General features: G+C 57.5%; 25 protein-coding genes and 1 pseudogene. 9 read left to right on the top strand and 17 right to left on the bottom strand.

Going from position 1 to position 25,148, the window contains the following annotated elements; all coding sequences use genetic code 11:
- Positions 1-8 precede the first annotated feature (8 nt).
- Positions 9-878 carry a crotonase/enoyl-CoA hydratase family protein gene (locus AFK67_RS10805; RefSeq protein WP_038883515.1) on the bottom strand — a complete coding sequence of 290 codons (870 nt, stop codon included), beginning with the start codon at positions 876-878 and terminating at the stop codon, positions 9-11.
- A gap of 212 nt (positions 879-1,090) precedes the next feature.
- On the opposite strand from AFK67_RS10805, the gene AFK67_RS10810 reads away from it, so the two are divergent.
- Complete coding sequence (locus tag AFK67_RS10810) at positions 1,091-1,273, top strand: YciZ family protein (protein ID WP_007723861.1); 183 nt, start codon at positions 1,091-1,093, stop codon at positions 1,271-1,273.
- Between the two features lie 13 nt (positions 1,274-1,286).
- Here AFK67_RS10810 and fsa read toward each other — a convergent pair whose 3' ends face one another.
- Positions 1,287-1,949: a fructose-6-phosphate aldolase gene (gene fsa, locus AFK67_RS10815; protein ID WP_007723864.1), complete on the bottom strand. Its 663-nt coding sequence runs from the start codon at positions 1,947-1,949 to the stop codon at positions 1,287-1,289.
- 136 nt (positions 1,950-2,085) lie between these two features.
- Here fsa and AFK67_RS10820 point away from each other — a divergent pair, with 136 nt between their 5' ends.
- From AFK67_RS10820 to osmB, 4 genes are all read left to right on the top strand, one after another.
- A complete protein-coding gene (locus tag AFK67_RS10820; RefSeq protein ID WP_007723867.1) occupies positions 2,086-2,985 on the top strand; it encodes a glycyl-radical enzyme activating protein in 900 nt (299 codons plus the stop codon).
- Between the two features lie 5 nt (positions 2,986-2,990).
- Positions 2,991-5,423, top strand: coding sequence for a formate C-acetyltransferase/glycerol dehydratase family glycyl radical enzyme (locus AFK67_RS10825; protein ID WP_038883500.1), 2,433 nt, complete (start codon positions 2,991-2,993; stop codon positions 5,421-5,423).
- Positions 5,424-5,472: 49 nt separating this feature from the next.
- Positions 5,473-6,228: a DNA-binding transcriptional regulator YciT gene (gene yciT / locus AFK67_RS10830; protein WP_007723870.1), complete on the top strand. Its 756-nt coding sequence runs from the start codon at positions 5,473-5,475 to the stop codon at positions 6,226-6,228.
- Between the two features lie 277 nt (positions 6,229-6,505).
- Positions 6,506-6,721 carry an osmotically-inducible lipoprotein OsmB gene (osmB, locus tag AFK67_RS10835; protein ID WP_007723871.1) on the top strand — a complete coding sequence of 72 codons (216 nt, stop codon included), beginning with the start codon at positions 6,506-6,508 and terminating at the stop codon, positions 6,719-6,721.
- 120 nt (positions 6,722-6,841) lie between these two features.
- Here osmB and yciH read toward each other — a convergent pair whose 3' ends face one another.
- From yciH to pgpB, 5 genes are all read right to left on the bottom strand, one after another.
- A complete protein-coding gene (gene yciH, locus AFK67_RS10840) occupies positions 6,842-7,168 on the bottom strand; it encodes a stress response translation initiation inhibitor YciH (protein WP_007723872.1) in 327 nt (108 codons plus the stop codon).
- Positions 7,168-7,902 carry an orotidine-5'-phosphate decarboxylase gene (gene pyrF, locus AFK67_RS10845; protein ID WP_105684873.1) on the bottom strand — a complete coding sequence of 245 codons (735 nt, stop codon included), beginning with the start codon at positions 7,900-7,902 and terminating at the stop codon, positions 7,168-7,170. Before pyrF ends, yciH begins: the two co-directional genes overlap by 1 nt.
- A 234-nt stretch (positions 7,903-8,136) precedes the next feature.
- The gene (lapB, locus tag AFK67_RS10850; protein ID WP_007723874.1) at positions 8,137-9,306 is read right to left on the bottom strand and encodes a lipopolysaccharide assembly protein LapB; all 1,170 of its coding nucleotides are present in this window, start codon (positions 9,304-9,306) and stop codon (positions 8,137-8,139) included.
- Between the two features lie 6 nt (positions 9,307-9,312).
- Positions 9,313-9,621, bottom strand: a complete 309-nt coding sequence (locus AFK67_RS10855) for a LapA family protein (protein WP_007723875.1) — start codon at positions 9,619-9,621, stop codon at positions 9,313-9,315.
- Between the two features lie 147 nt (positions 9,622-9,768).
- Complete coding sequence (gene pgpB / locus AFK67_RS10860; protein WP_007723876.1) at positions 9,769-10,533, bottom strand: phosphatidylglycerophosphatase B; 765 nt, start codon at positions 10,531-10,533, stop codon at positions 9,769-9,771.
- A gap of 198 nt (positions 10,534-10,731) precedes the next feature.
- Between pgpB and ribA the strand changes: the two genes are divergently transcribed.
- Positions 10,732-11,325 carry a GTP cyclohydrolase II gene (gene ribA, locus AFK67_RS10865; RefSeq protein ID WP_007723877.1) on the top strand — a complete coding sequence of 198 codons (594 nt, stop codon included), beginning with the start codon at positions 10,732-10,734 and terminating at the stop codon, positions 11,323-11,325.
- A gap of 56 nt (positions 11,326-11,381) precedes the next feature.
- Here ribA and acnA read toward each other — a convergent pair whose 3' ends face one another.
- The 6 genes from acnA to topA form a co-directional block, all read right to left on the bottom strand.
- Positions 11,382-14,057 carry an aconitate hydratase AcnA gene (gene acnA / locus AFK67_RS10870; protein WP_007723878.1) on the bottom strand — a complete coding sequence of 892 codons (2,676 nt, stop codon included), beginning with the start codon at positions 14,055-14,057 and terminating at the stop codon, positions 11,382-11,384.
- 168 nt (positions 14,058-14,225) lie between these two features.
- Positions 14,226-14,324: a small membrane protein YmiC gene (ymiC, locus tag AFK67_RS23390; protein ID WP_226993417.1), complete on the bottom strand. Its 99-nt coding sequence runs from the start codon at positions 14,322-14,324 to the stop codon at positions 14,226-14,228.
- Between the two features lie 150 nt (positions 14,325-14,474).
- Positions 14,475-14,651, bottom strand: coding sequence for a YciX family protein (locus AFK67_RS23065; protein ID WP_155885893.1), 177 nt, complete (start codon positions 14,649-14,651; stop codon positions 14,475-14,477).
- A gap of 2 nt (positions 14,652-14,653) precedes the next feature.
- Complete coding sequence (locus AFK67_RS21825) at positions 14,654-14,782, bottom strand: YmiA family putative membrane protein (protein ID WP_007723879.1); 129 nt, start codon at positions 14,780-14,782, stop codon at positions 14,654-14,656.
- A 355-nt stretch (positions 14,783-15,137) separates the two neighbouring features.
- Positions 15,138-16,112: an HTH-type transcriptional regulator CysB gene (gene cysB / locus AFK67_RS10880; RefSeq protein ID WP_004387670.1), complete on the bottom strand. Its 975-nt coding sequence runs from the start codon at positions 16,110-16,112 to the stop codon at positions 15,138-15,140.
- A gap of 188 nt (positions 16,113-16,300) precedes the next feature.
- On the bottom strand, positions 16,301-18,898 hold the full coding sequence (gene topA, locus AFK67_RS10885) for a type I DNA topoisomerase (RefSeq protein ID WP_038883495.1): 2,598 nt from the start codon (positions 18,896-18,898) through the stop codon (positions 16,301-16,303).
- 401 nt (positions 18,899-19,299) lie between these two features.
- On the opposite strand from topA, the gene AFK67_RS10890 reads away from it, so the two are divergent.
- Entirely contained in the window at positions 19,300-19,551 is a 252-nt protein-coding gene (locus AFK67_RS10890) for a YciN family protein (protein ID WP_007723883.1), read from the top strand.
- Between the two features lie 77 nt (positions 19,552-19,628).
- Here the strand turns inward: AFK67_RS10890 and sohB are convergent, their stop codons facing one another.
- Complete coding sequence (gene sohB, locus AFK67_RS10895; RefSeq protein ID WP_032967322.1) at positions 19,629-20,678, bottom strand: protease SohB; 1,050 nt, start codon at positions 20,676-20,678, stop codon at positions 19,629-19,631.
- A gap of 260 nt (positions 20,679-20,938) precedes the next feature.
- Between sohB and AFK67_RS10900 the strand changes: the two genes are divergently transcribed.
- Together AFK67_RS10900 and cobO are read left to right on the top strand one after the other, a co-directional pair.
- Positions 20,939-21,700 (top strand): YciK family oxidoreductase, encoded by a 762-nt coding sequence (locus AFK67_RS10900; protein ID WP_007723903.1) that lies wholly within the window; start codon positions 20,939-20,941, stop codon positions 21,698-21,700.
- Positions 21,697-22,287 (top strand): cob(I)yrinic acid a,c-diamide adenosyltransferase, encoded by a 591-nt coding sequence (gene cobO, locus AFK67_RS10905; RefSeq protein ID WP_007723906.1) that lies wholly within the window; start codon positions 21,697-21,699, stop codon positions 22,285-22,287. Before AFK67_RS10900 ends, cobO begins: the two co-directional genes overlap by 4 nt.
- 294 nt (positions 22,288-22,581) lie before the next feature.
- Here cobO and rluB read toward each other — a convergent pair.
- From rluB to rnm, 3 genes and pseudogenes are all read right to left on the bottom strand, one after another.
- Positions 22,582-23,454, bottom strand: a pseudogene (gene rluB / locus AFK67_RS10910) (23S rRNA pseudouridine(2605) synthase RluB); the annotation flags it as partial.
- A gap of 114 nt (positions 23,455-23,568) precedes the next feature.
- Positions 23,569-24,189 carry an L-threonylcarbamoyladenylate synthase gene (locus AFK67_RS10915; protein WP_007723912.1) on the bottom strand — a complete coding sequence of 207 codons (621 nt, stop codon included), beginning with the start codon at positions 24,187-24,189 and terminating at the stop codon, positions 23,569-23,571.
- Positions 24,186-25,064: an RNase RNM gene (gene rnm, locus AFK67_RS10920; RefSeq protein WP_038883491.1), complete on the bottom strand. Its 879-nt coding sequence runs from the start codon at positions 25,062-25,064 to the stop codon at positions 24,186-24,188. The genes AFK67_RS10915 and rnm overlap by 4 nt, the downstream gene beginning before the upstream one ends.
- Between the last annotated feature and the right edge of the window lie 84 nt (positions 25,065-25,148).

The following is a 25,148-nucleotide window of genomic DNA, read 5'->3' on the forward strand; positions in this document are numbered from 1 at the left end:
GGGGGCCGTTAGCCTGCTTTACGCAGGGCCGCAGCCGTATGGCGATTTTGCAGCTGGATCAGACGCTCCATGTAGCCGACATCCTTGGGCTCCAGGCTGAACGCCGCGTCTACCCAGTCTTCGGTAATTTCCATCAGTTCGTGGCGTGAGAGCCGCAGCACGCGCTGGCGCGCACGAAGCATCGCCCTCACCCCGTTGAGCCGTGGCTTCAGGGTGTCGATGAACGTGCGCGTCGCGACAAACCCCTGGCCGGGCTCAAACAGCTGATCCACCAGCCCCTGCGGGTGATACCACTCGGCGGTATGCGATTCGCCCTGATAAATCAGCTCCTCGGCAAGCCGCATTCCGGCGCGGCGCGTCACCAGCGAATAGCCGCCCATGCCGGGGAAGAGATTAAAAGCGATTTCCGGGAAGCCCATTCGCGCGTCGCGCTGGGCCAGCACGAAATGGTGCGCCAGCGCCGCCTCGAAGCCGCCGCCAAGCGCGCTGCCTTCCACCATCGCAAGGCTGATGGCGCCGCAGTCAAAGCCGCGCGAGGCGGCGTGTACGCAGTCCACGCAGGCGCGCGCATAGGCGCGCAGCGCTTCGCGTTTGCCGTTGCGGATGCAGTCGACGAAAAACTGTAAATCGCCGCCGGTGTTGTACATGCCGGGGACCAGCGAACCGGTGACCCAGAAATCCACCGTAAGCCCAGCCTCCTGCACCAGATAGCTGAGGTTCATTATCTCTTCGATAAGGGCATGGTTAAAACAAGGGCGCGGCTGTGCCCGCAACATCATCCAGATAATGTGGCGTTCTTCCTCGTAAAACCCGGAAAGTTGAGTAAAACGCGCGGCATCGGTAAAGAGTTTGCAGGTCGATTGATTGAAAACTGTCATAGTCTTTCCTCATGTAAGTGAACGCGTTATGCGCAGGATCAGACTAATTCACGGCAGCTTTTCGCACGGGACGACCGCCTGTTTTATAACCATTATTTATCTTTTAAAGCGAAATGATTGATTATTGAAGGGTATTAAGGCGGCGCGCGGCTTCTCTTTATGGCCGCTTTTCTGCATGATGTGCCCAGTACCGACCGTAAAAAGGAAGCACTATGCCGACAGTAAATCCGCAGCAGCTGGCTGACCGTATCGATACCGTTCTGGATATTCTGGTGGCGGGCGATTATCACTCCGCCATTCATAACCTGGAAATTCTGAAGACGGAACTGCTGGCGCAGAGCCAGCAGGGAGAAGAACCGGGGGATAAAAAAGAGAAGGCGCCCTGGGAGATCTGACGCCTTAACGGGCTTACAGGCTGTGCGTACCGAACGCCTGATGCCACTCGCGCCCGAACCCGTCCACCGCCGCCGCGACGGCGGGCGTATTCAGGAGCTGCCCTGCGACATCCAGCGGCAGCGTTATCGACTCGCACCCGGCGAGCAGACAGCCGAGCGCCTGCTGCGGCGTGCGAAAGCTTGCCGCCAGGACTTTTGCCTGCGGCGCATGCAGCGTTAACAGCTGTTGCAGCGCGCGCACCGTCGCCACGCCATCGCCGCCCTGCGCATCCAGACGGTTCACGTAAGGCGCGACATACTCTGCCCCCGCAAGCGCCGCCATCAGCCCCTGCGCCGCGCCATAAACGGCGGTGCCGAGCAGCGCAATGCCGGACGGTTTAAGGATTTTCATCGCGGCGAGCCCCTCTTCCGTCACCGGAATTTTCACCACGACGCCCGGCACCCGCTGCGTCAGCAATTCCGCCTCGCGCGCCATCTCCGCCGCATTCACCGCAACAACCTGCGCGAACAGTTTGCCTTCGCCGTTCATCGCATCCTGCAAGGCGGGCAGCAGATCCCAGAGTTTCACGCCCGCGCGCGCCACGATAGACGGATTGGTGGTGACGCCCTGCAGCGGCAGGATGCGGGCCAGACGTTTGACGGCCGCGACGTCCGCGGTGTCGAGATACAGTTCCATAACGACTCCTGAATTGACCAAGTTAACACTGCCGCCATCTTAAATGAGCCAGTGAAGATAAAGCTGATCGCCATCAATAAAACTTTCATTCGAAAGTAAGATTATTTTCGTAAGAAAGCCAAAGAACGCGACGACTATGATTTTTAATCTACAACGCTACTCCACCCATGATGGCCCCGGCATCCGCACCGTGGTCTTCCTGAAAGGCTGCTCGCTCGGCTGCCGCTGGTGCCAGAACCCGGAAAGCCGACGCCGCGAGCGCGACGTGCTGTTTGATGAACGCCTCTGCCTCGGCGGCTGCGATCTCTGTCAAAAGGCGTGCCCGCAGGCGATTCGCCGCGAGGCCGACGCGCTGGTGATTGACCGCGCGGCGCTTAATGACGCCGCGCTTGAAGCGCTCACCGACTGCTGCCCTACCCAGGCGCTGACCGTATGCGGTGAAACCCAAAGCGTCGAGTCGATTATGGATACCGTGCTGCGCGACCGCCCGTTCTATGCGCGCAGCGGCGGCGGCATCACGCTCTCCGGCGGCGAGCCATTTATGCAGCCTGAAATGGCGCAGGCGCTGTTGCAGCGCAGTCACGAAGCCGGCATTCACACTGCCGTCGAATCCTGCCTGCATGTGCCGTGGAAATATATCGCCCCGTCGCTGCCGTACCTCGATCTGTTGCTGGCCGATTTAAAACATGTCGACCCGCAACGCTTTCACGCCTGGACTGACGGCAGCGCCGGACGGGTGCTGGATAATTTTCGCAGGCTCGCCGCGGCGGGCGTGGAGATGACGATCCGCGTTCCGCTGATCCCCGGTTTTAACGCCGATGAGGCGTCCATCCGCGCCATTACGGATTTCGCCACCGATGAAGCGCGCGTTAAAAGCATCCATTTTCTGCCCTACCACACCCTGGGCATCAACAAGTACCGCCTGCTGGACTGGCCCTATCTGGCACCTGCGACGCCGCTCGACGAACCGGCGCTGCTGGCGTTCGCCGAAGATTACGCCCGCCAGAAAGGACTCACCGCCTGGATAAGAGGATAACCATCATGACTGAACTGAATCTCGATTTTCTTCCCGAGCGCATCAAAGCCCATAAAGCGGCGCTGGTGCAAATCGTCCGCCCGCCGGTCTGCACCGAGCGCGCGCAGCATTACACCCATATTTACCAGACTCATCAGGATAAGCCGCTGCCGGTACGCCGCGCGCTGGCGCTGGCGCACCATCTGGCGAACCGCACCATCTGGATCAAGCACGACGAGCTTATCGTCGGCAACCAGGCAAGCCAAGTGCGCGCCGCGCCGTTTTTCCCGGAATATACCGTCAGCTGGATTGAAAAAGAGATTGACGATCTGGCCGACCGCCCCGGCGCCGGGTTCTCGGTAAGCGCCGAAGATAAAGTCGTCATGCATAACGTCTGCCCGTGGTGGCGCGGCCAGACCGTGCAGGATCGCTGCTACGGCATGTTTACCGACGAACAAAAAGGGCTGCTGGCGTCCGGCATTATCAAAGCCGAAGGCAATATGACGTCAGGCGACGCGCATCTGGCGGTGAATTTCCCGCTGCTGCTGGAAAAAGGCCTCGACGGCCTGCGTGCGAAAGTGGCAGAGCGTCGCGCGCGTCTTATGCTGACCGATCAGGGCGACCTGCATAAAGAACAGTTTTTGAAGGCTATCGACATTACGTTCAGCGCGCTGAGCGAACACATCCTGCGCTACGCCGCGCTGGCGTCGCGTATGGCGCAGGAAGAGCCGCGCCCGGCTCGTCGCGACGAGCTGCTGGCGATTGCCGCCAACTGCGAGCATATCGCGCACCAGCCGCCCGCCTCGTTCTGGCAGGCCCTGCAACTCTGCTATTTCGTGCAATTAATGTTGCAGATTGAGTCCAACGGCCACTCCGTGTCGTTCGGGCGTCTCGACCAGTATCTCTATCCGTGGTATCGCCGCGATGTCGAACTGAAGCAGACGCTTGAACGTGAGCGCGCCATTGAACTGCTGCAAAGCTGCTGGCTGAAGCTGCTGGAGGTCAACAAAATTCGCTCCGGCTCGCACTCGAAAGCCTCGGCGGGCAGCCCGCTCTACCAGAACGTGACTATTGGCGGCCAGCGCCTGCAAAATGGCGAGCCGGTGGATGCCGTCAACCCGCTCTCCTGGGCCGTGCTGGAGTCGTGCGGTCGCCTGCGTTCCACGCAACCGAACCTGAGCGTGCGCTACCACGCCGGGATGAGCAATGATTTCCTCGACGCCTGCGTGCAGGTGATCCGCTGCGGTTTCGGCATGCCCGCGTTTAATAACGATGAAATCGTCATCGACGAGTTTATTAAGCTTGGAGTGAGCCGCGAAGACGCGTATGACTATGCGGCGATTGGCTGCATCGAAACGGCAGTCGGCGGCAAATGGGGCTACCGCTGCACGGGAATGAGCTTTATTAACTTCGCCCGCGTGATGCTGGCGGCGCTGGAAGGCGGTCGCGACGCCACTACCGGCGATACTTTTCTGGCGCAGGAGCACGCGCTCTCTGCGGGAAACTTCGGCGGCTTTGATGAGGTAATGAACGCCTGGGACAACCAGATCCGCTACTACACCCGCAAATCGATTGAAATCGAGTGCGTGGTGGACACGGTGCTGGAGGAGAACGCACACGATATTCTCTGCTCGGCGCTGGTTGATGACTGCATTGAGCGCGGTAAGAGTATTAAACAGGGCGGCGCGAAATATGACTGGGTTTCCGGCTTGCAGGTCGGCATCGCCAATCTTGGCAACAGCCTCGCCGCAGTGCGCAAACTGGTGTTCGAACAGGCCGTGGTAACGCAGCAGCAGCTCGCCCAGGCGCTGGAGGACGATTTCTCCGGCCTCAGCGGCGAGCAGCTGCGCCAGCGGCTTATCAACAGCGCGCCGAAATATGGCAACGACAATGATGATGTCGATCTGCTGCTGGCGCGCGCGTATCAGACTTACATCGACGAGCTGAAGCAGTACCATAACACGCGCTTCGGACGCGGCCCGATTGGCGGCACCTATTACGCCGGGACGTCGTCTATTTCCGCCAACGTGCCGTTTGGCGCGGCGACGATGGCGACGCCGGACGGACGCAAAGCCAGAACACCGCTCGCGGAAGGCGCAAGTCCGGCGTCCGGTACAGACCGTCTGGGGCCGACTGCGGTGATTAACTCGGTCGGGAAACTGCCCGTGGCGAAAATTCTTGGCGGCGTGTTGTTGAATCAGAAGCTTAACCCGTCCACACTGGATAACTTACGCGATCGCCAGAAACTGATGCAGATGCTGCGCACTTTCTTTGAAGTGCATAAGGGATGGCACGTTCAGTACAATATTGTGTCGCGTGAAACCCTGCTGGACGCCAAAGCGCACCCGGATAACTACCGCGATCTGGTGGTGCGCGTGGCGGGTTACTCCGCGTTCTTTACGGCCTTATCCCCTGACGCACAGGATGATATTATCGCCCGTACCGAACATACGCTTTAAATGAAACCGCGGCGGCGTCACGCACGCCGCCGCGCATAACGATGCAGATATGAATTCCCGACAACAAATTATTTTACAGATGGTGATTGACCACGGCCGCATGAGCGTGGCGGATCTCGCGAAAACGACCGGCGTCTCTGAAGTCACCATTCGTCAGGATCTGAACCTTCTTGAAAAGCAGAGCTATCTGCGCCGCACCCACGGTTTCGCCGTTCCGCTTGACAGCGACGACGTTGAAACCCGCATGATGAATAATTTCGCGCTGAAGCGGCGTCTCGCAGATTTCGCCTGCTCGCTGGTGAATGATGGCGAAACGGTGTTTATCGAAAACGGCAGCACCAATGCCCTGCTGGCACGCGCGCTGGCGGAGCAAAAAAAGATAACGCTTATCACCGTCAGCAGCTTCATCGCGCATCTGCTGAAAGAAACCTCCTGTGAGATAATCCTGCTCGGCGGGATCTATCAGAAGAAAAGCGAAACGATGGTCGGCCCACTGACGCGGCAGTACATTTCGCAGGTACATTTCAGCAAAGCGTTTATCGGCATTGATGGCTGGTCGCCCGACACGGGCTTTACCGGTCGCGACATGATGCGCGCAGACGTGGTCAACGCCGTGCTGGAAAAAGGCAGCGAGGCGATTGTTCTCACAGACAGCAGTAAATTTGGCGCGGTGCATCCGTATACGCTCGGCCCGGCATCACGCTTCAGCCGTGTTATCACCGATGATAACCTCAAAGACAGCGCACGCGACGCGCTCAGCGACTCTGGCCTGACGCTTGATATCCTGTCGCCCTTTCCTGCCTGACCTGCCCTGTTTAAAAAAACACCGTCGCGCGGTTTAGGCCGCGCCTTCGCTTGAGATTATTCTCAGCGCCAATTAAGACTTTTTACCTGTCTGAATTCGCTTAAGAAATTAAAATTACCTTAGCGATATTACTGAGTGTTGATTGTCACCTGCGTGATTCTTTATTCCGTATCGCTGCACCGTTTCACGGGCTGGCGCTTTAAGCTGTGATTTAGCCACTATACTTAACTTAAAGTGAAAAGCCTTTCCGTGAATCAATTATTCAGGAGAAAGTATTATGTCATTAAATTACAAAAAAGTAGCCACGGCACTGCTGGCCGTTACTCTGGTAGCTTCTCTGAGCGCATGCTCTAACTGGTCCAAACGCGACCGTAACACCGCTATCGGCGCGGGTGCAGGTGCAATCGGCGGCTCCGTGCTGACCAATGGCAGCACACTCGGCACCCTCGGCGGCGCAGCGGTAGGCGGGATTATCGGCCACCAGGTTCATTAACAGTGGCCCGCAAAAGCATAACGCTTTGACGTATTACTCGCATCACCGAATAATTACAGGTCTGGCTATACCGCAGTAAACATAACAAAATAGCCACGGCGTTTTCGCCGTGGCTGAAAATTATCCACCCGCGAGTTTAACTTTCATTCCTTTGGCCTCAAGCAGGCTTTTAATTAATTCCCGTTTGTCGCCCTGAATTTCAATCACGCCCTCTTTGACCGCGCCGCCACAGCCGCATTTTTTTTTGAGTTCGGCGGCAAGCGTATTCAGCGTGGCGTCGTCTGCGTCTATGCCGGTGATAAGGCACACGCCCTTTCCTTTACGTCCGCTGGTCTGTCGCTGGATACGCACCACGCCGTCGCCTTTCGGGCGCGCGGGCGCGGCTTTCGGCTCATCAATACGGCCGGTTTCGGTGGAGTACACCAGACGGCTATTATTATCGTTCATTATCCCTCCTGCTTCAGAGACGCCAGAATATCGCGCAGCGCCTGCGAGGGATCCGCCGCGCGGGTAATGGGGCGCCCGATAACCATATAGTCAACGCCCGCCTGCTGCGCCTCGGCAGGGGTCATGATGCGGCGCTGGTCGCCCGCGTCGCTGCCCGCCGGGCGAATGCCGGGCGTGACCAGTTTGAAATCCTGGCCGAATGCCGCTTTAAAGCGCACCGCCTCATGCGCGGAGCAGACCACGCCGTCGAGACCACACTGCTGCGTGAGGCGGGCCAGACGCTCCGCCTGCTCGGCCGGGCTGAGCGGAATACCGAGCCCCTGCAGATCGTCGGCTTCCATGCTGGTTAAGACGGTAACGGCAATCAGCAGCGGCGCGTCCTGGCCAAAAGACGCCAGCGCCTCTTTCGCCGCGGTCATCATGCGCGCCCCGCCGCCTGCATGGACGTTCACCATCCAGACGCCAAGCTCCGCCGCCGCCGCAACGGCGCGCGCGGTGGTATTCGGGATATCGTGAAATTTCAGGTCGAGGAAGACGTCAAAGCCGCGCGCGATGAGGTCACGCACCAGTTGCGGGCCGAAGAGCGTAAACATCTCTTTGCCAACTTTCAGGCGGCAGTCACGCGGATCGATGCCATCCACGAAGGCCAACGCGCTGTCGCGGTTGTCATAATCGAGGGCGACAACCACGGGGGAATGGGTAACAGAATGAGAGGAGGATGCAATTAACGTCATGACCAGACCTTCTGACAGGCGCACCGGCGCGGCGCGGAGTTGATAAACGGCAAGCATTCTACCCGCCGACCGCCCAAATTTACAGGCCAGATCGCCCTGCCTGGCCGGCTGTTGTCCCATGAGTGCGCTGACGCCCGCGCACACGGGTTACACCTAAAAGTATGTTGTAACTAAAAATCCCGTAAAACGTAACTGCCGCGAACGAGTCGCGGCAGGCGTGATGAATCAACAGGGTTACTGGCCGTCAAGGCCACGAATAGGTTTGATGGTGGACCAGGCGCGACACGACGGGCAGTGCCAGTAGAGCGTAAAGGCGGTGAATCCGCACTTCTGGCAGCGATAGCGCGGCTTGGTACGCACCTGCTCGCCCACCATATCGCGCAGCACCATCAGACTCTCTTTCGCGCGCCCTTCTTCTGCTTCGTGGAGATGGTAATCCATCAGCCGGTGGAACACGCGCATCGTCGGGTGGCGTTGCAGCTGGCGAGTGATATAAACCTGCGCGCTGTCGGCGCCCTCACGCTGCTCCAGCACCTGAGCAAGCATCAGTTCCGCTTCCGCGCCGGTGTTCTCCTCTACGCAACGCCTCAGGAATTCCGCCCACTCGTCCGGCTTATTAAGCTGCTGGTAGCAGACCTGCAACATTTCCAGCGTTTCGCTCACCAGCTCGCGATCCTGCCCGATAACCTTTTCGAGCATCTCCACCGCGCGGGCGTAATCGCCACGGGCCATAAAAATACGGCCCATCATAATGGACACACGGGCGCTGTTGCGGTCCGCCGCCGCACCCTTTTTCAGCAGAGACATGGCGCGATCCATGTCTTCGTTGCTCATCGCCTGGAGCGCCAGCTCGCAGTAAAAATGCGCGATTTCGACGCGCTGATGTTCTTTGCCAAGCTTTACCAGCCGCTCGGCGACATCGATGGCTTTCTGCCAGTCGCTGGTGGCCTGATAAATTTGCAGCAGCTGTTGAAGCGCGCTGATGCGAAAATCGGTTTCATCCACCAGTTGGTTGAACATATCTTCAGCGCGGTCGTAGAGCCCGGCGGCCATATAGTCGCGGCCAAGCTGCTGCACCGCCAGCAGGCGCTGGTCGTAGGTCAGAGACGCGCTTTCCATCAGTGACTGGTGAATACGAATGGCCCGGTCTACCTCGCCGCGCGAGCGGAAAAGGTTACCAAGCGTCAGGTGGGCTTCCACGGTGCCGGTATCTTCCTTGAGCATCTCAAGAAACAGGTCAACCGCTTTATCCTGCTGATTGGACAGCAAAAAGTTGACGCCCGCAACGTAATCGCGCGAGAGTCGATTCGCTTCCTGCTCTTTATCCTGTTGCGCACTTCTGCGGCCCATATACCAGCCATACGCAGCGGCGACAGGCAACAGCAGAAACAACAACTCCAGCATAGAGGGTTAATCCTTAACAGCAGGCGCGACGGCGCTGGCAGAGGCCGGCTCCGCAGGCGTCAGCTGCTGCTCAAGGCGTTTCACTTTACGTTCGGCGCGCGCCAGCTGCAGGCGAACGCGCAGCCAGAACAGCCCGCAGATGATCCAGCCGATGATAAAACCGGCACCGAAGAGCGTCGCCAGCAGCGTGGAGATACGATAGTCGCCCTGCGCCAGCAAGAAGTTAAACGTGACCTGTTGATCGTTTTGCGCGCCCAGCGTGACAGACACGACGAAAATGGCTAATACCAGTAAAAAAATAATCAGATATTTCACATGACATCCCGTATGTGTTTTGTGCGACCCATGTCCCAGCCACGGCCTACCGCGCTATACGTTATCATTTCCACCCGTTGCGTGAAATGATAAAGCGCCAGGACATCCCTTATAAATAGGGGCGTTACGGCGAAACTCAAGGCGCCGTCACTGTTCTGTATCGCGCCGGGCGATTTCCACCTTTTCTTCCACCGGCGGCGTCAGCGGCCCGCAGAGGCGTTGCGCAAGCCAGGCGGCAATCGTTACCAGCAGCCAGGAGAGCAGCGTCGCCACTACCAGATCGCGCGGCCAGTGCATGCCGAGCAGCATCCGGCTACCCATCACGCCGATGGCCCACACGGTGAGGACAGCCAGCGTCCAGGTGCGCCGACGCGGCCAGAGCAGCCCGAAACCGAGCATCGCCCAGCTTGCCGCAAACATCGTGTGTCCCGACGGGAACGCAAAACCGGTCTCTTTTTGCCAGTGCTTACGCAGCCAGCCCGGAATATCGGTTTCGTTCTGCAGTTGTGCTTTGACCAGCTCGCCCCGCGCCTTGCGCTTTAAATTGTAGAAGTCGTCGACCGGGATGTTACGGTTTTTTTCAAGCCAGATAACGAACGGCCGCGGCTCCTGAACTTTTTCTTTAATCAGCGACTTAGACCACTGCCCGGCCATGATGACAAGACCTAAGATAGCAAACAGCATCAGCGCCGGGCGCAGACGAAACCGCAGACACCACAAAAACCAGCCGCACAGCAAAACGTGAGTAATGATGCCCCAGGGCTGGGTGACGGTTTCCGTCATCCAGAACAGCATTTTAAGCCACAGCGAACCGCCGCCCGGTTGCCACTGCCAGCCTGATATCCAGACGGTCAGCGGCATAATTAGCAGCAGCGCGGCGCCGACCGCGGTACGTTTTGCAATTGCCAGCATGTTCTCTCCTTTTTCCTGAAGTCCTTCAAGAATAACCGAAAATCGCGCCCTGCAGGATAGTTAGCTATTGATATGATTGCTCAATAGCGCACGTCTTAGTGAGGCGAAGGGTGGCGGGATGTGGCAAAATAGACAGTAACAACAGAAAGCCAACAGACTGGCAGGCGCCTGCGGGCGTCATTATATCCGGAGAATCACATGCAGCTTAAACGTGTGGCAGAAGCCAAACTGCCAACCCCCTGGGGCGATTTCCTAATGGTGGGTTTTGAAGAACTGGCAACCGGACAGGATCACGTAGCCCTGGTATTTGGCGATATTTCCGGCGCTGAGCCGGTGCTCGCCCGCGTGCATTCTGAGTGTCTGACCGGCGATGCGTTGTTCAGCCTGCGTTGCGACTGCGGCTTCCAGCTTGAAGCGGCGCTGTCGCACATCGCCGAAGCCGGGCGCGGCGTGCTGCTCTACCATCGCCAGGAGGGCCGCAATATCGGCCTGCTGAATAAAATTCGCGCCTATGCGTTGCAGGATCAGGGCTACGATACGGTGGAAGCCAACCATCAGCTCGGTTTCGCGGCCGATGAACGCGACTTCACGCTGTGTGCGGATATGTTCAAGCTGCTGGGCGTCGATGAAGTGCGCCTGCTGACCAATAACCCGCGCAAGGTGAACATTCTTACCGAGGCGGGCATTAATATCGTCGAGCGCGTGCCGCTGATTGTCGGGCGCAACCCGAAAAACGCGCACTATCTTGATACCAAAGCCGCCAAAATGGGGCATCTGCTCTCCGGTCAGTAACCGGTGTCGTAAAAAAGGCCTGCGATTGCAGGCCTTTTTATTTATGCGGCACCGCGTTAGCGCAGCATATTGCGGATAACGTAGTGCAGGATGCCGTCGTTACGGTAATAGGTCATCTCATTACCGGTATCAATACGGCAGCGGCATTCCAGCACCTCGCGACTACCGTCGGCGCGGGTGAGCGTGACCGGTACGGTCGCGCCCGGCGTGAGCGACTGTAAATCGCCGATATCCAGCGTCTCATCGCCCGAGAGCCCCAGCGTTTTACGCGTCACGCCCTGCGGGAACTCCAGCGGCAGGATCCCCATCCCAATCAGGTTAGAGCGGTGAATACGTTCGAACGATTCGGCGATCACCACGCGCACGCCCAGCAGACGCGGGCCCTTGGCTGCCCAGTCACGGCTGGAGCCGGAGCCGTATTCTTTACCGGCGATGACCGCAAGCGGCGTCCCCTGCTGCTGATAACGCATGGCGGCATCGTAAATCGACATCACTTCGTTGCCCGGGATCAGACGCGTCATCCCCCCTTCGACGCCCGGCACCATTTCGTTGCGAATGCGGATATTCGCAAACGTGCCGCGCATCATCACCTCATGGTTGCCGCGTCGCGAGCCATAGGAGTTAAAATCCGCGCGCTCGACGCCGTGGCTTTGCAGATAACGCCCGGCGGGGCTGTCCGCTTTGATGCTGCCGGCAGGCGAGATATGGTCCGTGGTAACGGAGTCGCCCAGCATCGCAAGAATGCGCGCGCCGTGGATATCCTGCACGGGCGCCGGTTCGGCGAGCATCTCATTAAAAAACGGCGAGAGGCGAATATAGGTGGAGTCGTTCTGCCAGTCATAGGTGTCTGACGCCTCGACCTGAATCGAGCGCCACTCCTCCGTGCCTTCGAACACTTCCGCATACTCTTTGCGGAACATATCGGTGGAAACTTCCTGCACGGCCTGCGCGATCTCCTGGCCGGTCGGCCAGATATCCTTCAGGTACACCGGGTCGCCTTTACGGTCATGACCCAAAGGATCCGTCGCCAAATTAATGTTCATATTCCCGGCCAGCGCATAGGCGACGACCAGCGGCGGTGACGCCAGCCAGTTGGTTTTAACGAGCGGATGGATGCGGCCTTCGAAGTTACGGTTGCCCGAAAGCACTGCACCGACCGTCAAATCGCCTTTCTTGATTGCCTGTTCGATAGGTTCAGGCAGTGGGCCGGAGTTACCGATACAGGTGGTACAGCCGTATCCTACAAGGTTAAAACCGAGTTCATCGAGCCACGGCGTAAGCTTCGCATGCGCCAGATAATCGGAAACCACTTTCGAGCCCGGCGCCAGCGACGCTTTTACCCACGGCTGACGTTTAAGGCCGAGCTTCACCGCCTTTTTGGCAAGCAGCCCGGCGGCCATCAGCACGCTCGGGTTCGAGGTATTGGTACACGACGTGATAGCGGCAATGACCACCGCGCCGTCCGGCAGTTCATACTGATGCCCGTTCAGCGTATACCCAATGGAATGCAGATCTTTTTTCGGCGAGTTGACTTCCAGTTCGGTGCTGGCGGCAAACGCTTTTGGCACATCGCCCAGGCTGACACGATCCTGAGGACGTTTCGGCCCGGCGATGCTCGCTTCAACGGTGCCCATGTCCAGCTCAAGCGTACTGGTGAAGACCGGCTCATCGCCAGGGTTGCGCCACATGCCCTGCGCTTTGGCATAGGCTTCCACGAGCGCCACCTGCTCTTCGCTGCGCCCGCTCAGGCGCAAATAGCCGAGCGTGACGTCATCAATCGGGAAGAAGCCACAGGTCGCGCCATACTCGGGCGCCATGTTAGCGATAGTGGCGCGGTCCGCCAGCGGCAGCGTATCCAGGCCATCGCCAAAGAATTCGACGAATTTCCCGACCACGCCATGTTTACGCAGCATCTGCGTGACGGTCAGCACCAGATCGGTGGCAGTAATGCCTTCGCTGAGCTTGCCGGTAAGGCGGAAGCCCACGACATCCGGGATGAGCATGGAGACCGGCTGCCCGAGCATCGCTGCTTCCGCTTCGATACCGCCCACACCCCAGCCGAGCACGCCCAGGCCATTGATCATTGTCGTGTGGGAGTCGGTGCCAACCAGCGTATCCGGATACGCAACCATCGCGCCATCCTGAAGCTCGCTCCAGACGGCTTTGCCGAGATATTCGAGGTTAACCTGGTGACAGATGCCGGTGCCTGGCGGCACGACGCTGAAGCGGCTGAACGCCTGCTGGCCCCAGCGCAGAAACGCGTAACGTTCGTGGTTGCGCTCCATTTCGAGGCGCACGTTCTCTTCGAACGCATTGTCGTCGCCGAAATGGTCCACGGTCACCGAGTGGTCAATAACCAGATCCACCGGCGAAAGCGGATTCACTTTAGAGACGTCACCACCGAGACGTTTCACCGCCTCGCGCATGGCGGCGAGATCCACCACCGCGGGCACGCCGGTAAAGTCCTGCATTAAGACACGTGCCGGGCGATACGCGATTTCGCGGTCGGCGTGCGCATGTTCAAGCCAGCCCGCAAGCGCCTGGATATCTTCCAGGGTGACAGTCTCGCCATCCTGCCAGCGCAGCAGGTTCTCCAGCAGAACTTTTAACGATTTGGGTAACCGCGCGATATCGCCCAGCTCCCGGGCGGCTTTCGGCAGGCTGTAATAGTGATAGGTTTTATCCTGCGCCTGTAAAGTATCCTTGCTGGCTTCGCGTAGGGTCGACGACATAGCTCCTCCTTCAGTCCTGAGATAGCGATGCCCCGATTGTTATCAGGGTCTGTATTAAAGATAACACAAACATGTCGTAACGATTTGATAACAACCCGAATCGCTAAAAGTGAGAAGACGCCGAGGGGGGAAAAGCAACGCGCCCGGCGAGAGCCAGGCGCGGAGTGATCAGTGAGCAAGCATCCAGACAAGCTGACACCAGAACAAGGAGGAAACCGTAAATACGCCAATCCATGACCAGTATTTGAGCGTGAGCTGATTATTCATACCTGTTACACCAATAATTAAAACCGTTGATCCATCTGGCGTTTGCCAGCGTTGTAAAGATTGCTGTGTGTAATTTTCCTCGCTGCGTTAACAACGAGAACAGATAAATTTAGGTTAAATGAAATTCTTGTTTTTTATTATCAACGCCAGTTAGCGTTTATTGTTTTTGTGATCTTGTTCCGCAAATAAAGCGATAAAATCTTGTTGCTCTTTTGTTAGCTTCCAACCCGCCGGAAGGGTCGTAAAACCCCCTTTCGGGTCGTTTTGGTGCCTGTCATCTGGTTGACATATTGGCGAACGAATGAAAGCCTGCTGTTGTAAAGCCATGCTTAACCCCAAAAGGTCCATACCAGAAGCGCAATCCCAATCCAGAACAGGGTTGAGATGCCGAACACCGCCAGCCACGCTTTACGCTTAAGATCAGGATCTCTTTGCGATTCGTCGCTTTCTGATGGCATTGCTAACCTCGTACAATCGACATTGCTTATCATATCGTCACCAAACAATTGGCAGAAGTAATCATCAGTTGAGATAAATCCTAAAGAATATCCAGCGAAAAATCCAGCACCTTTACGATCATTTTTCGAGAAAATATTCAATCTTTTGACGTGAAATAAATTATTGAAGTTGTGAATTTGCGTAGCTGAGAATTATTTCCTACTTTTGTCGTGACGAGACGACACCTTACCCTTACTATTAATAAGGAATAGCGCAGTAATAATTTCACTTAGTGCGAATGATTATGTTTTTGAATTGAATAAAGGCGGATTAAAGAGGCGTACCTTTGCACCAGTGAAAAGGTACGCGCAGGAATTATTTGGCGGGTAATTTAATATCTTTAAACATCGCTTCAATATCTTCATTCGAGCGCAACGCCACGGCGGCGTCCACGACATCACGCGTCAGATGCGGCGCGAAACGCTGAATAAAATCATACATGTAGCTGCGCAGGAACGTGCTGCGGCGAAAACCTATCTTGGTGGTGCTGTGGCTGAAGATGTCGTGCGCGTCGAGACGTACCAGGTCAGGATCAGAGACCGGATCCACCGCCATACTGGCAATCACCCCTACCCCTAACCCAAGCCGCACGTAAGTTTTAATCACATCCGCATCGGTAGCCGTGAATACGATACGCGGCGTCAGCCCCGCGCGGTTAAAAGCGGTATCGAGTTCCGAACGCCCCGTGAAGCCGAACGTGTATGTCACCAGCGGATATTGCGCCAGCTCCTCAATATTCACGCTCTCTTTTGATGCCAGCGGATGATCGGGCGTGACGACGATAGAGCGGTTCCAGTGATAGCACGGCAGCATCACCAGATCGTCATAAAGATGCAGCGCTTCGGTGGCGATAGCGAAATCGGCATTGCCTTTAGAGACGGCCTCGGCTATTTGCGTCGGCGAGCCCTGATGCATATGCAGCGAGACGCGCGGATAACGCTCAATAAAGCCTTTGATAACGCCAGGGAGCGCGTAACGCGCCTGCGTGTGCGTGGTGGCGACATAGAGTGAACCTTTGTCCGGCCAGGTATGCTCGCCCGCCACCGATTTAATGGCGTCAACTTTTGAGAGGACTTCGCGGGCGATGCGGATAATCTCCTGACCTGCCGGCGTCACCTGCGTAAGGTGTTTGCCGCTACGGGCGAAAATCTGAATCCCCAGTTCATCTTCCAGCATACGCACCTGTTTACTGATGCCGGGCTGGGACGTGTAAAGCCCTTCCGCTGTAGATGAAACATTCAGGTTATGGTTCACCACCTCAACGATATAGCGCAACTGCTGTAGTTTCATGACCGACCATCCAGAATCAGAGATGCCTGTGACGCAGGCTTAAGACGATTTCATAATAAGAAAGGAAGATACTATAACCACTATATCATTTATAGCTTCTGTGTATAGTTCATCAAAAAAAATAATAAGCTTGTTATAAAAGCAAAAAGGCCAGCTTTCGCTGGCCTTTGCATGAAGTAACATGAGCCTTACTTTTTGCCTTCCGCCCACTTACCGTCAACGTAAAACGCGGACCAGCCGGTAGCTTTGCCGTCTTTCTCGGAAGCCACATACTGCTGTTTCGTTTTACGGCTGAAACGGACCACGGCCGGGTTGCCTTCCGGATCCTGCACAGGCGCATCGGCCAGGTAACGCAGTTTTTCCGGCAGACGATCGCGGAAGCGTTGCAGTTCTTCCACCAGCGGCGCGCGGGTCTCACGCGATTTCGGGAACGTATTGGCGGCGAGGAAGACACCAGCCGCGCCATCACGCAGGACAAAATACGCGTCGGACTTCTCGCACGGCAGCTCAGGCAGCGGCACAGGATCTTCTTTCGGCGGCGCGACTTCGCCGTTACGCAGTATCTTACGCGTGTTTTTACACTCGTCGTTGGTGCACGCCATGTACTTGCCGAAACGCCCCATTTTCAGGTGCATTTCAGATCCGCACTTCTCGCACTCCACGACCGGGCCATCATAGCCTTTGATGCGGAACTCGCCCTCTTCGACTTCGTAGCCGTCGCAGGTCGGGTTATTACCGCAGACATGCAGCTTGCGCTTCGGATCGATAAGGTAGCTGTCCATCGCCGTGCCGCACTTCTGGCAGCGACGCTTGGCGCGCAGCGCGTTGGTTTCCGCGTCGTCGCCTTCCAGCACGTTCAGCACTTCGTTTTCAGGCACCAGGTTAATGGTGGTTTTGCAGCGCTCTTTCGGTGACAGCGCATAGCCAGAACAGCCGAGGAAAACACCAGTGCTCGCGGTGCGGATACCCATCGGGCGGCCGCAGGTCGGGCAATCGATGCTGGTCAGCACCATCTGATTCGGGCGCATACCGCCTTCTTCAGGGTCTTTTTCCGCCGTATCGAGCTGTTTGGTGAAGTCGTCAAAGAAGGCGTCCAGCACCGCGCGCCATTCGGCTTCGTGCTTGGCAACCTGATCGAGCGAATCTTCCATCTGCGCCGTGAAGTCGAAATTCATCAGCTCAGGGAAATTTTCTTCCAGGCGATCGGTGACGATTTCGCCCATCTTTTCTGCGTAGAAACGGCGGTTTTCCACACGCACATAACCGCGATCCTGAATAGTCGAGATAATGGATGCGTAAGTGGAAGGACGGCCGATACCGCGTTTTTCCAGCTCTTTTACCAGCGAGGCTTCGCTGAAGCGCGCTGGCGGCTTGGTGAAGTGCTGCGCAGGCGTCAGCTCCAGCAGCGACAGTTTATCGCCCTGATTCACCGCTGGCAGAATGCGGTCTTCATCGCCTTTACGCAGCGCCGGCATCACTTTCGTCCAGCCGTCAAAGCGCAGAATACGCCCGCGCGCTTTAAGGCGGAAATCGCCCGCTGCGACGGTCAGCGTCGTGGAATCATACTGCGCCGGCGTCATCTGGCAGGCGACAAACTGACGCCAGATCAGCTGATACAGCTTCTGCGCGTCGTTTTCCATATCCTTCAGCGACTCCGCCAGCACCGTGACGTCCGAGGGACGGATCGCTTCGTGCGCTTCCTGGGAGTTCTCTTTGCTGGCGTACTGGTTCGGGTTCTCTGGCAGGTATTTCTTGCCGAACTCCTCGCCGATGTAGCCGCGCACCATGCTCACTGCGTCCTGACTCAGGTTGGTAGAGTCGGTACGCATATAAGTGATGTAACCTGCCTCATAGAGGCGCTGGGCCATCATCATGGTTTTCTTCACGCCAAAACCAAGACGGGTGCTTGCCGCCTGCTGAAGCGTGGAGGTAATGAAGGGCGCGCCAGGTTTGCTGCTGGTCGGCTTATCTTCACGTTCGACAACCTGGTAGCTGGCCGCTTTAAGCAGCGCCACCGCCGCTTCGGTATCCTGACGGTTGACCGGGCGGAAAGGTTTATCTTTATGATGCGTGACCTGAACGCTCAGCTGATCGCTTTTCGGCGTTCCCAGCAGCGCATCCACTTCCCAGAATTCTTCCGGCACGAAGGCTTTGATTTCACGCTCGCGCTCAACCACCAGACGCACCGCCACGGACTGCACGCGGCCTGCGGACAACCCACGGGCGATTTTCTTCCACAGCAGCGGAGAAACCATATACCCCACGACGCGGTCCATAAAACGGCGCGCCTGCTGGGCGTTAACGCGATCGATATTCAGCTCGCCCGGTTTTTCAAATGCCTGCTGAATCGCATTTTTGGTAATTTCGTTAAACACGACGCGGCTGTAGCGCGTTTCGTCGCCGCCGATCACTTCCCGCAGGTGCCAGGCGATGGCTTCCCCTTCGCGGTCAAGGTCGGTTGCGAGATAGATGTGGTCCGCTTTTTCAGCGAGTGATTTCAGCTCGGAAACCACTTTTTCTTTGCCGGGCAGCACTTCATATTGCGCCTCCCAGTTGTGCCAGGGATCAACTCCCATGCGGTTGACTAACGCGCCACGCTCATCTTTTTTGACTTTTTTGGCCGTTTTCGTCGCGGCGGATTCAGCGCTTTTTTTAGGGGCGGAGCCACTGGTCGGCAAATCCCGGATGTGACCAACGCTGGACTTCACCACGTAGTCTTTACCGAGATATTTGTTGATCGTTTTGGCTTTTGCCGGGGACTCAACGATGACGAGAGCTTTACCCATATTCACCTTTACCTGATTTGATTCTTCCAGAATACGTCGCACGTTGATTCACCGTCTCTGGTGACAAGCCTCGTATATTGTGGCCGCCCCAAAGGTTATCAACCCCTTAATCCATCACCCGGCGCGGTTTACGCTATGACAGGTGGTTGAGTCGTCAGGTTTTATCGTGCAAATGCGTTACAGCACGACGGAAGTTCGGTCGAATGTCAAGCAATTCTGTTGCCAGATTTGCGAAAGCGTCACACTCTACCTGATAAAATTCGTTACGCAACTTTATTAGCATCCAAAAGTGATTAACGCCACCACCACGCCTTACGTAAAACCCCTTTGAACAACAGGGAAAATTTGCTCATCATGCCCGGCGGGTCGTACACTATCACCCTGTTTGTAAGGAGATGATTATGCAAAATATAACTCAACCCATTGACCGCGATTCTCTGCTGGCACAGGCCAATAAAATGATCTGTGAACATGAAGACTATATTGTCGGCATGGAGGCCACTGACGTTGAGCAAAAAAATGGCGTTCTCGTCTTTCGCGGCGAATATTTTATGGATGAGCAGGGTTTACCGACCGCCAAAACCACAGCCGTCTTTAATATGTTTAAATATCTGGCCCACCAGCTTTCCGAGAAATATCATCTGCTGCCCTGAGTGCGGAGTTTCGCGGATTACGCGTCTTCCCTGTGCCCAGAAAAAAGCGAGGTTAAAAACCTCGCTTTTTATTTGGCTCAGAGCAGCGGCTTCTGCCCGCGCTGCCACCAGCGCAGTAGCAGACGATCGAGGCTTTGCGCCGCACTGCCGGTAAAACGGTCCATCAGGCGTTTACGCTGCATATAGCGCAGGCTGACCACATCGCGCTCTTGCATACGGGCGATGATGAGATCGTCGCTGGTGCTAATCTTATCCACCAGGCCTTTCTCCTGCGCCTGCACGCCATACCAGTGCTCGCCGGTCGCCACGGCGTCAATGTCCAGCGACGGACGCATGCTGTGAACAAACGCTTTAAAGAGCTGATGCGTCTCGTTGAGATCTTCGCGGAACTTCTCTCGGCCTTCTTCGGTGTTTTCACCCAGCAGCGTCAGGGTACGTTTGTACTGCCCTGCGGTGTGCAGTTCGATGTCGATATCGTTGCGTTTCAGGAGCCGGTTAAAGTTCGGGATCTGCGCTACCACGCCGATAGAGCCGATAATAGCGAACGGCGCCGCCACGATGTTATTCGCGACACAGGCCATCATATACCCGCCGCTGGCGGCCACTTTATCTACGGCGACCGTGAGCGGGATCTGGCGCTCACGCAGGCGCTGCAATTGCGATGCGGCAAGCCCGTAACCATGTACCACGCCGCCGGGGCTCTCCAGGCGCAGCAGCACTTCATCCTGCGGTTTGGCAACGGCCAGCACCGCAGTAACCTCTTCACGCAGCGCGCTCACTTCATGGGCATCAATGCTGCCTTTGAAATCGAGCACGTAAAGCGTCGGTTTGCCCGCAGGCGCCGCTTCGCCGCGCTTCGCGCGCGCTTTGGCGGCTTTCGCCTCCTGCTTGTTTTTCTTTTTCTGATTCTTATGCCACTGCTTGTGCTGATGAGGATCAAGCAGCGCGGCGGCGACCTCTTCCTTCATCTCTTTATACTCTTCGCCAAGGCGCGTTACGCGCAGTTCACCGCGCTGCGCCTTTTTACGCTGCGTCAGGTTGGCGATAAGCGTGATAACGATGGCAATCGCCACCACCACCGTAACGATTTTTGCTAAAAACAGCCCATACTCTGCCAATAAATTCACTTCTCCACCTTTATATTCAGGCATGACTCGGGCGTTAGTGTAACTGAGCCCCGCCCCGGCGTCTTGTAACAAAGCGAAACTGTGCGAGACGTCTCGACGAAGATTTCTTTAACGATGAAACAGTTGCAAATAAGCGTCGCGCGGCATAACCGTCCGGCTGCCTGATTGAAATAGACGGTGGATTAAGGCATAAAGCGTTTTTACCTGATGCGACGCGAAACCCGGCGGCACGCCGTTTCGCCCCCGGCAAGGAGAGACCCGTGCACTATCAACCCCAACGCGATCTGCTGCAAAACCGAATCATTTTAGTCACCGGCGCCAGCGACGGCATTGGCCGCGAGGCGGCGCTGACCTACGCGCGCTACGGCGCGCACGTCCTGCTGCTTGGCCGCAGCGAAGCGAAACTGCGCGATGTCGCCCGTGCAATCGACGATGAGGAGCTGGCGCCGGCGCACTGGTTTACGCTGGATTACGCCACCGCGACGCCCGATGAGTGCCAGCGCCTCGCGCAGGCGATAAGCGAACATGTGCCCCGCCTCGATGGCGTGTTGCATAACGCGGGCGTGCTCGGAGAGATTGTGCCGATGGACAAGCAGAGCCCTGACGTCTGGAGCGAGGTGATGCAGGTGAATGTCAACGTCACCTTCTTTTTAACGCAGGCGCTCCTGCCGCTGCTGCTGAAATCGGAAGCCGGTTCGCTGGTCTTTACCACTTCAAGCGTCGGCCGCCAGGGACGCGCAAACTGGGGCGCATACGCCGTCTCTAAATTCGCGACGGAAGGCATGATGCAGGTGCTGGCGGAAGAGTACCAGAGCCGCCATTTGCGCGTGAACTGCATCAATCCTGGGGGGACTCGCACCAAAATGCGCGCCAGCGCCTTCCCGACGGAAGACCCGGATAAGCTCAAGACGCCCGCCGACCTGATGCCGCTCTATCTGTGGCTGATGGGCGATGACAGCCGCCGTAAGACCGGCATCAGTTTTGACGCCCAGCCAGGCCGCAAACCGGGGATAGCCGAATGAGCGATGAACGTTATCAGCAGCGCCAGCAGCGCGTGAAAGAGAAAGTCGAGGCGCGAGTCGCCGCAGCCCAGGAAGAGCGCGGTATTGTTATCGTCTTTACCGGCAACGGCAAAGGCAAAACCACCGCGGCCTTCGGCACCGCGGCGCGCGCGGTCGGCCACGGCAAGAAAGCGGCGGTCATACAATTTATTAAGGGCGACTGGCCGAATGGCGAGCGTAATTTGCTGGAGCCGCACGGCGTGGAGTTTCAGGTGATGGCGACCGGTTTTACCTGGGACACCCAGAACCGCGAAAGCGACACGGCGGCCTGTCAGGCCGTCTGGCAGCACGGCAAGCGGATGCTGGCTGACGCCTCACTCGATCTTGTCGTGCTCGATGAGCTCACTTATATGGTGGCTTATGATTATCTGGCGCTGGACGAGGTGCTGACGGCGCTGCGCGAGCGCCCGGCGCATCAGACGGTGATCATCACCGGGCGCGGCTGTCATCGCGATATTCTGGAATTTGCCGACACGGTCAGTGAACTGCGCCCCGTGAAGCATGCGTTTGACGCGGGTATCAAGGCGCAAATCGGCATTGACTATTAGCCGTACCGTCAATGACGCCATAAAAAACGCCCTCATCAGAGGGCGTTTTTGTTAGTTCCCGCGACCACCGCCGGAGCGACGATTGCCGCCGCCAGGACGACCGCCGCCGGTCGGGCGTGCCGCGCCGCCAGCGCGAGCGTTACCGCCCACACGCGCATTACCGCCGGAACGCGGGGCGTTACCGCTACGGGTATTTTCCGTCGGACGTGCGCTGCCTGTCGGACGCGCAGCACCGCCAGCGCGCGGCGCGTTGCCGCTACGGGTGTTCTCTGCCGGACGTGCGGCGCCGGCCTGTCCCTGACGCGCAGGCGCGCCCTGACGTGAAGCGCCTGCCGTCTGGCTGTGACGCTTCACGGCGCGACGAATTTGATTCGCCTTCATACGACGACGATCTTTTTCCACCGCCACTTTGCTCGCGGTTTCGGGCGTGAGGCCCACCAGCTCGCGCAGGTAGTTGGTCTGCGCGAGATCCAGCTCCGTCCAGCCGCCGCGCGGCAGGCCTTTCGGCAGCGGGATGTCGCCGTAGCGCACGCGAATAAGGCGGCTCACCTGGACGCCGACCGCTTCCCACAGACGACGCACCTCGCGGTTGCGTCCTTCGGTCAGGGTCACGTTATACCATTGGTTGATGCCTTCGCCGCCGCTAAAACGGATGGTTTTAAACGCCGCCGGGCCATCTTCAAGCTGAACGCCGCGCGCCAGCTCGCGAACTTTCGCGTCGTCCACCTGGCCGAAAACGCGCACCGCGTACTCGCGCTCCACTTCCTGGCTCGGGTGCATCAGGCGGTTCGCCAGCTCACCGTCGGTGGTGAACAGCAGCAGGCCGCAGGTATTGACGTCAAGACGCCCTACCGCAATCCAGCGCGCGCCGCGCAGTTTCGGCAGACGATCGAAAACGGTCGGACGGCCTTCCGGATCGCTGCGCGTACACAGCTCGCCTTCCGGTTTGTAATAGGCCAGTACGCGGCAGATCTGCTCTACGGATTCTTTTACCGAGATGAGATGGCCGTCGATACGGATTTTCAGCGCAGGCGTGACTTCAACGCGATCGCCTAAGGTGGCGATTTTGCCATCGACACTGACGCGACCGGCTTCGATCATGGCTTCGATTTCACGGCGGGAGCCATGACCGGCTCGCGCCAGCACTTTCTGTAACTTTTCGCTCATGGAGCTTCCTTCAGGTGTCGCCTTCCCAGGCGTCGAACAGGATAACCGGGATGGGGCGCGCCAGGTTCCGGCCGCCCCCCGATTTCAGGCCGCGTAGTATAGCGGTAAGCACTCTCACAGGAAAGGCTTAACGTCCCCTACGCCTTCACGCAGCACGACCGGCGCATCGTCCGTCAGGTCAACGACCGTGGTAGGCTGCTGGCCGAGATAACCGCCGTGAATAATCAGGTCAACCTGCTTCTCCAGACGGTCTTTGATTTCATCCGGATCGGACTCGGTAAAATCGCTCCCTGGCAGCATCAGCGAGGTCGACAGCATCGGCTCGTCAAGTGCCTCCAGCAGCGCCAGCGCGATCGGGTTAGACGGCACGCGAAGCCCGATGGTTTTACGTTTCTCCTGCAAAAGACGACGCGGCACCTCTTTCGTGCCCTTGAGGATAAACGTGTAGTTGCCCGGCGTGTTGTTCTTGATAAGGCGAAACGCCACGTTGTCGACATAGGAATAGGTCGACAGCTCCGAGAGATCCCGGCACATCAGTGTAAAGTTGTGGCCGTCAGGCAGGTCGCGGATGCGACAAATGCGCTCCATCGCGCCTTTATCTTCAAGCTTACAGCCGAGCGCGTAACCGGAGTCGGTCGGATACACGATAACGCCGCCCTTACGCACAATCTCCACCGCCTGTTTGATAAGACGCGGCTGCGGGTTATCCGGATGGATATAGAAAAACTGACTCATACTACCCCCTCTTTACTCAGTTCCGGCGACCAGCGGTGCCAGACGGGCGTTAACCCCTCCGGCAGCCACAGCCTGCGGCCCAGCTCAATCCACGGGCACGGCTGATGAAAATCCGACCCCTGTGACGCCAGCAGACCAAACTGCCCGGCGTAGCTCGCCAGCTGGTTGCGCTCGTTGGGTGCCTGCTGGCACTGGGCGACTTCCATCGCGTCGCCGCCCGCTTGCGCAAAAGCATTCAGCAGGCGTTTAAGCCATTTCGCGCTGAGCTGATAACGGCCCGGATGCGCGACAACCGCCTGTCCGCCAGAATGATGAATTACATCAATAGCTTGTTCTATTGTACACCACTGGGGCGGAACATAACCGGTTTTCCCGCGCGCCAGATAGTGTTTAAAGACGTCCGCCATATTATTGGCGCGCCCGTCTTCGATGAGAAAACGCGCAAAGTGACCGCGCGTGACGACGCCGCCATCCGCGAGACGGCGCGCGCCTTCAAGCGCGCCTGGAATACGCGCCTTTTGCAGACGCTCGGCTATCATTTCAGCGCGCTGGGTGCGGCGCTGCGCCTGGCCTTCCAGAAACGCGACCATCGCCGGATGCGCGATGTCGATACCCAGGCCGACGATATGAATTTCATGATTTTCCCAGAGCGTGGAGATCTCAACGCCGTCGATAAGGCGCAGCGCCAGCCCGGCGCGGGCGATTTCCTGATGCGCAGCGGGCAGACCGGCCGTGGTGTCGTGGTCGGTGATAGCCAGCGTATGAATGCCCATTTCAACGGCGCGATGTACCAGTTGCGCTGGCGTCAGCAGGCCGTCGGATGCCGTGGTATGGCTGTGCAGGTCGTAAATAATCGCTAATTCAGGTTCGCTCAAAACGGCTCCAGTGGCTAAGGTCTTTTATATCGTCCTGTTCATCATAACGGTTTGTGCAAATTATCAAAAATCAGTGTTGACAAT

Origin of the sequence: Cronobacter dublinensis subsp. dublinensis LMG 23823 (assembly GCF_001277235.1) — a bacterium.
Lineage (GTDB): Bacteria > Pseudomonadota > Gammaproteobacteria > Enterobacterales > Enterobacteriaceae > Cronobacter > Cronobacter dublinensis.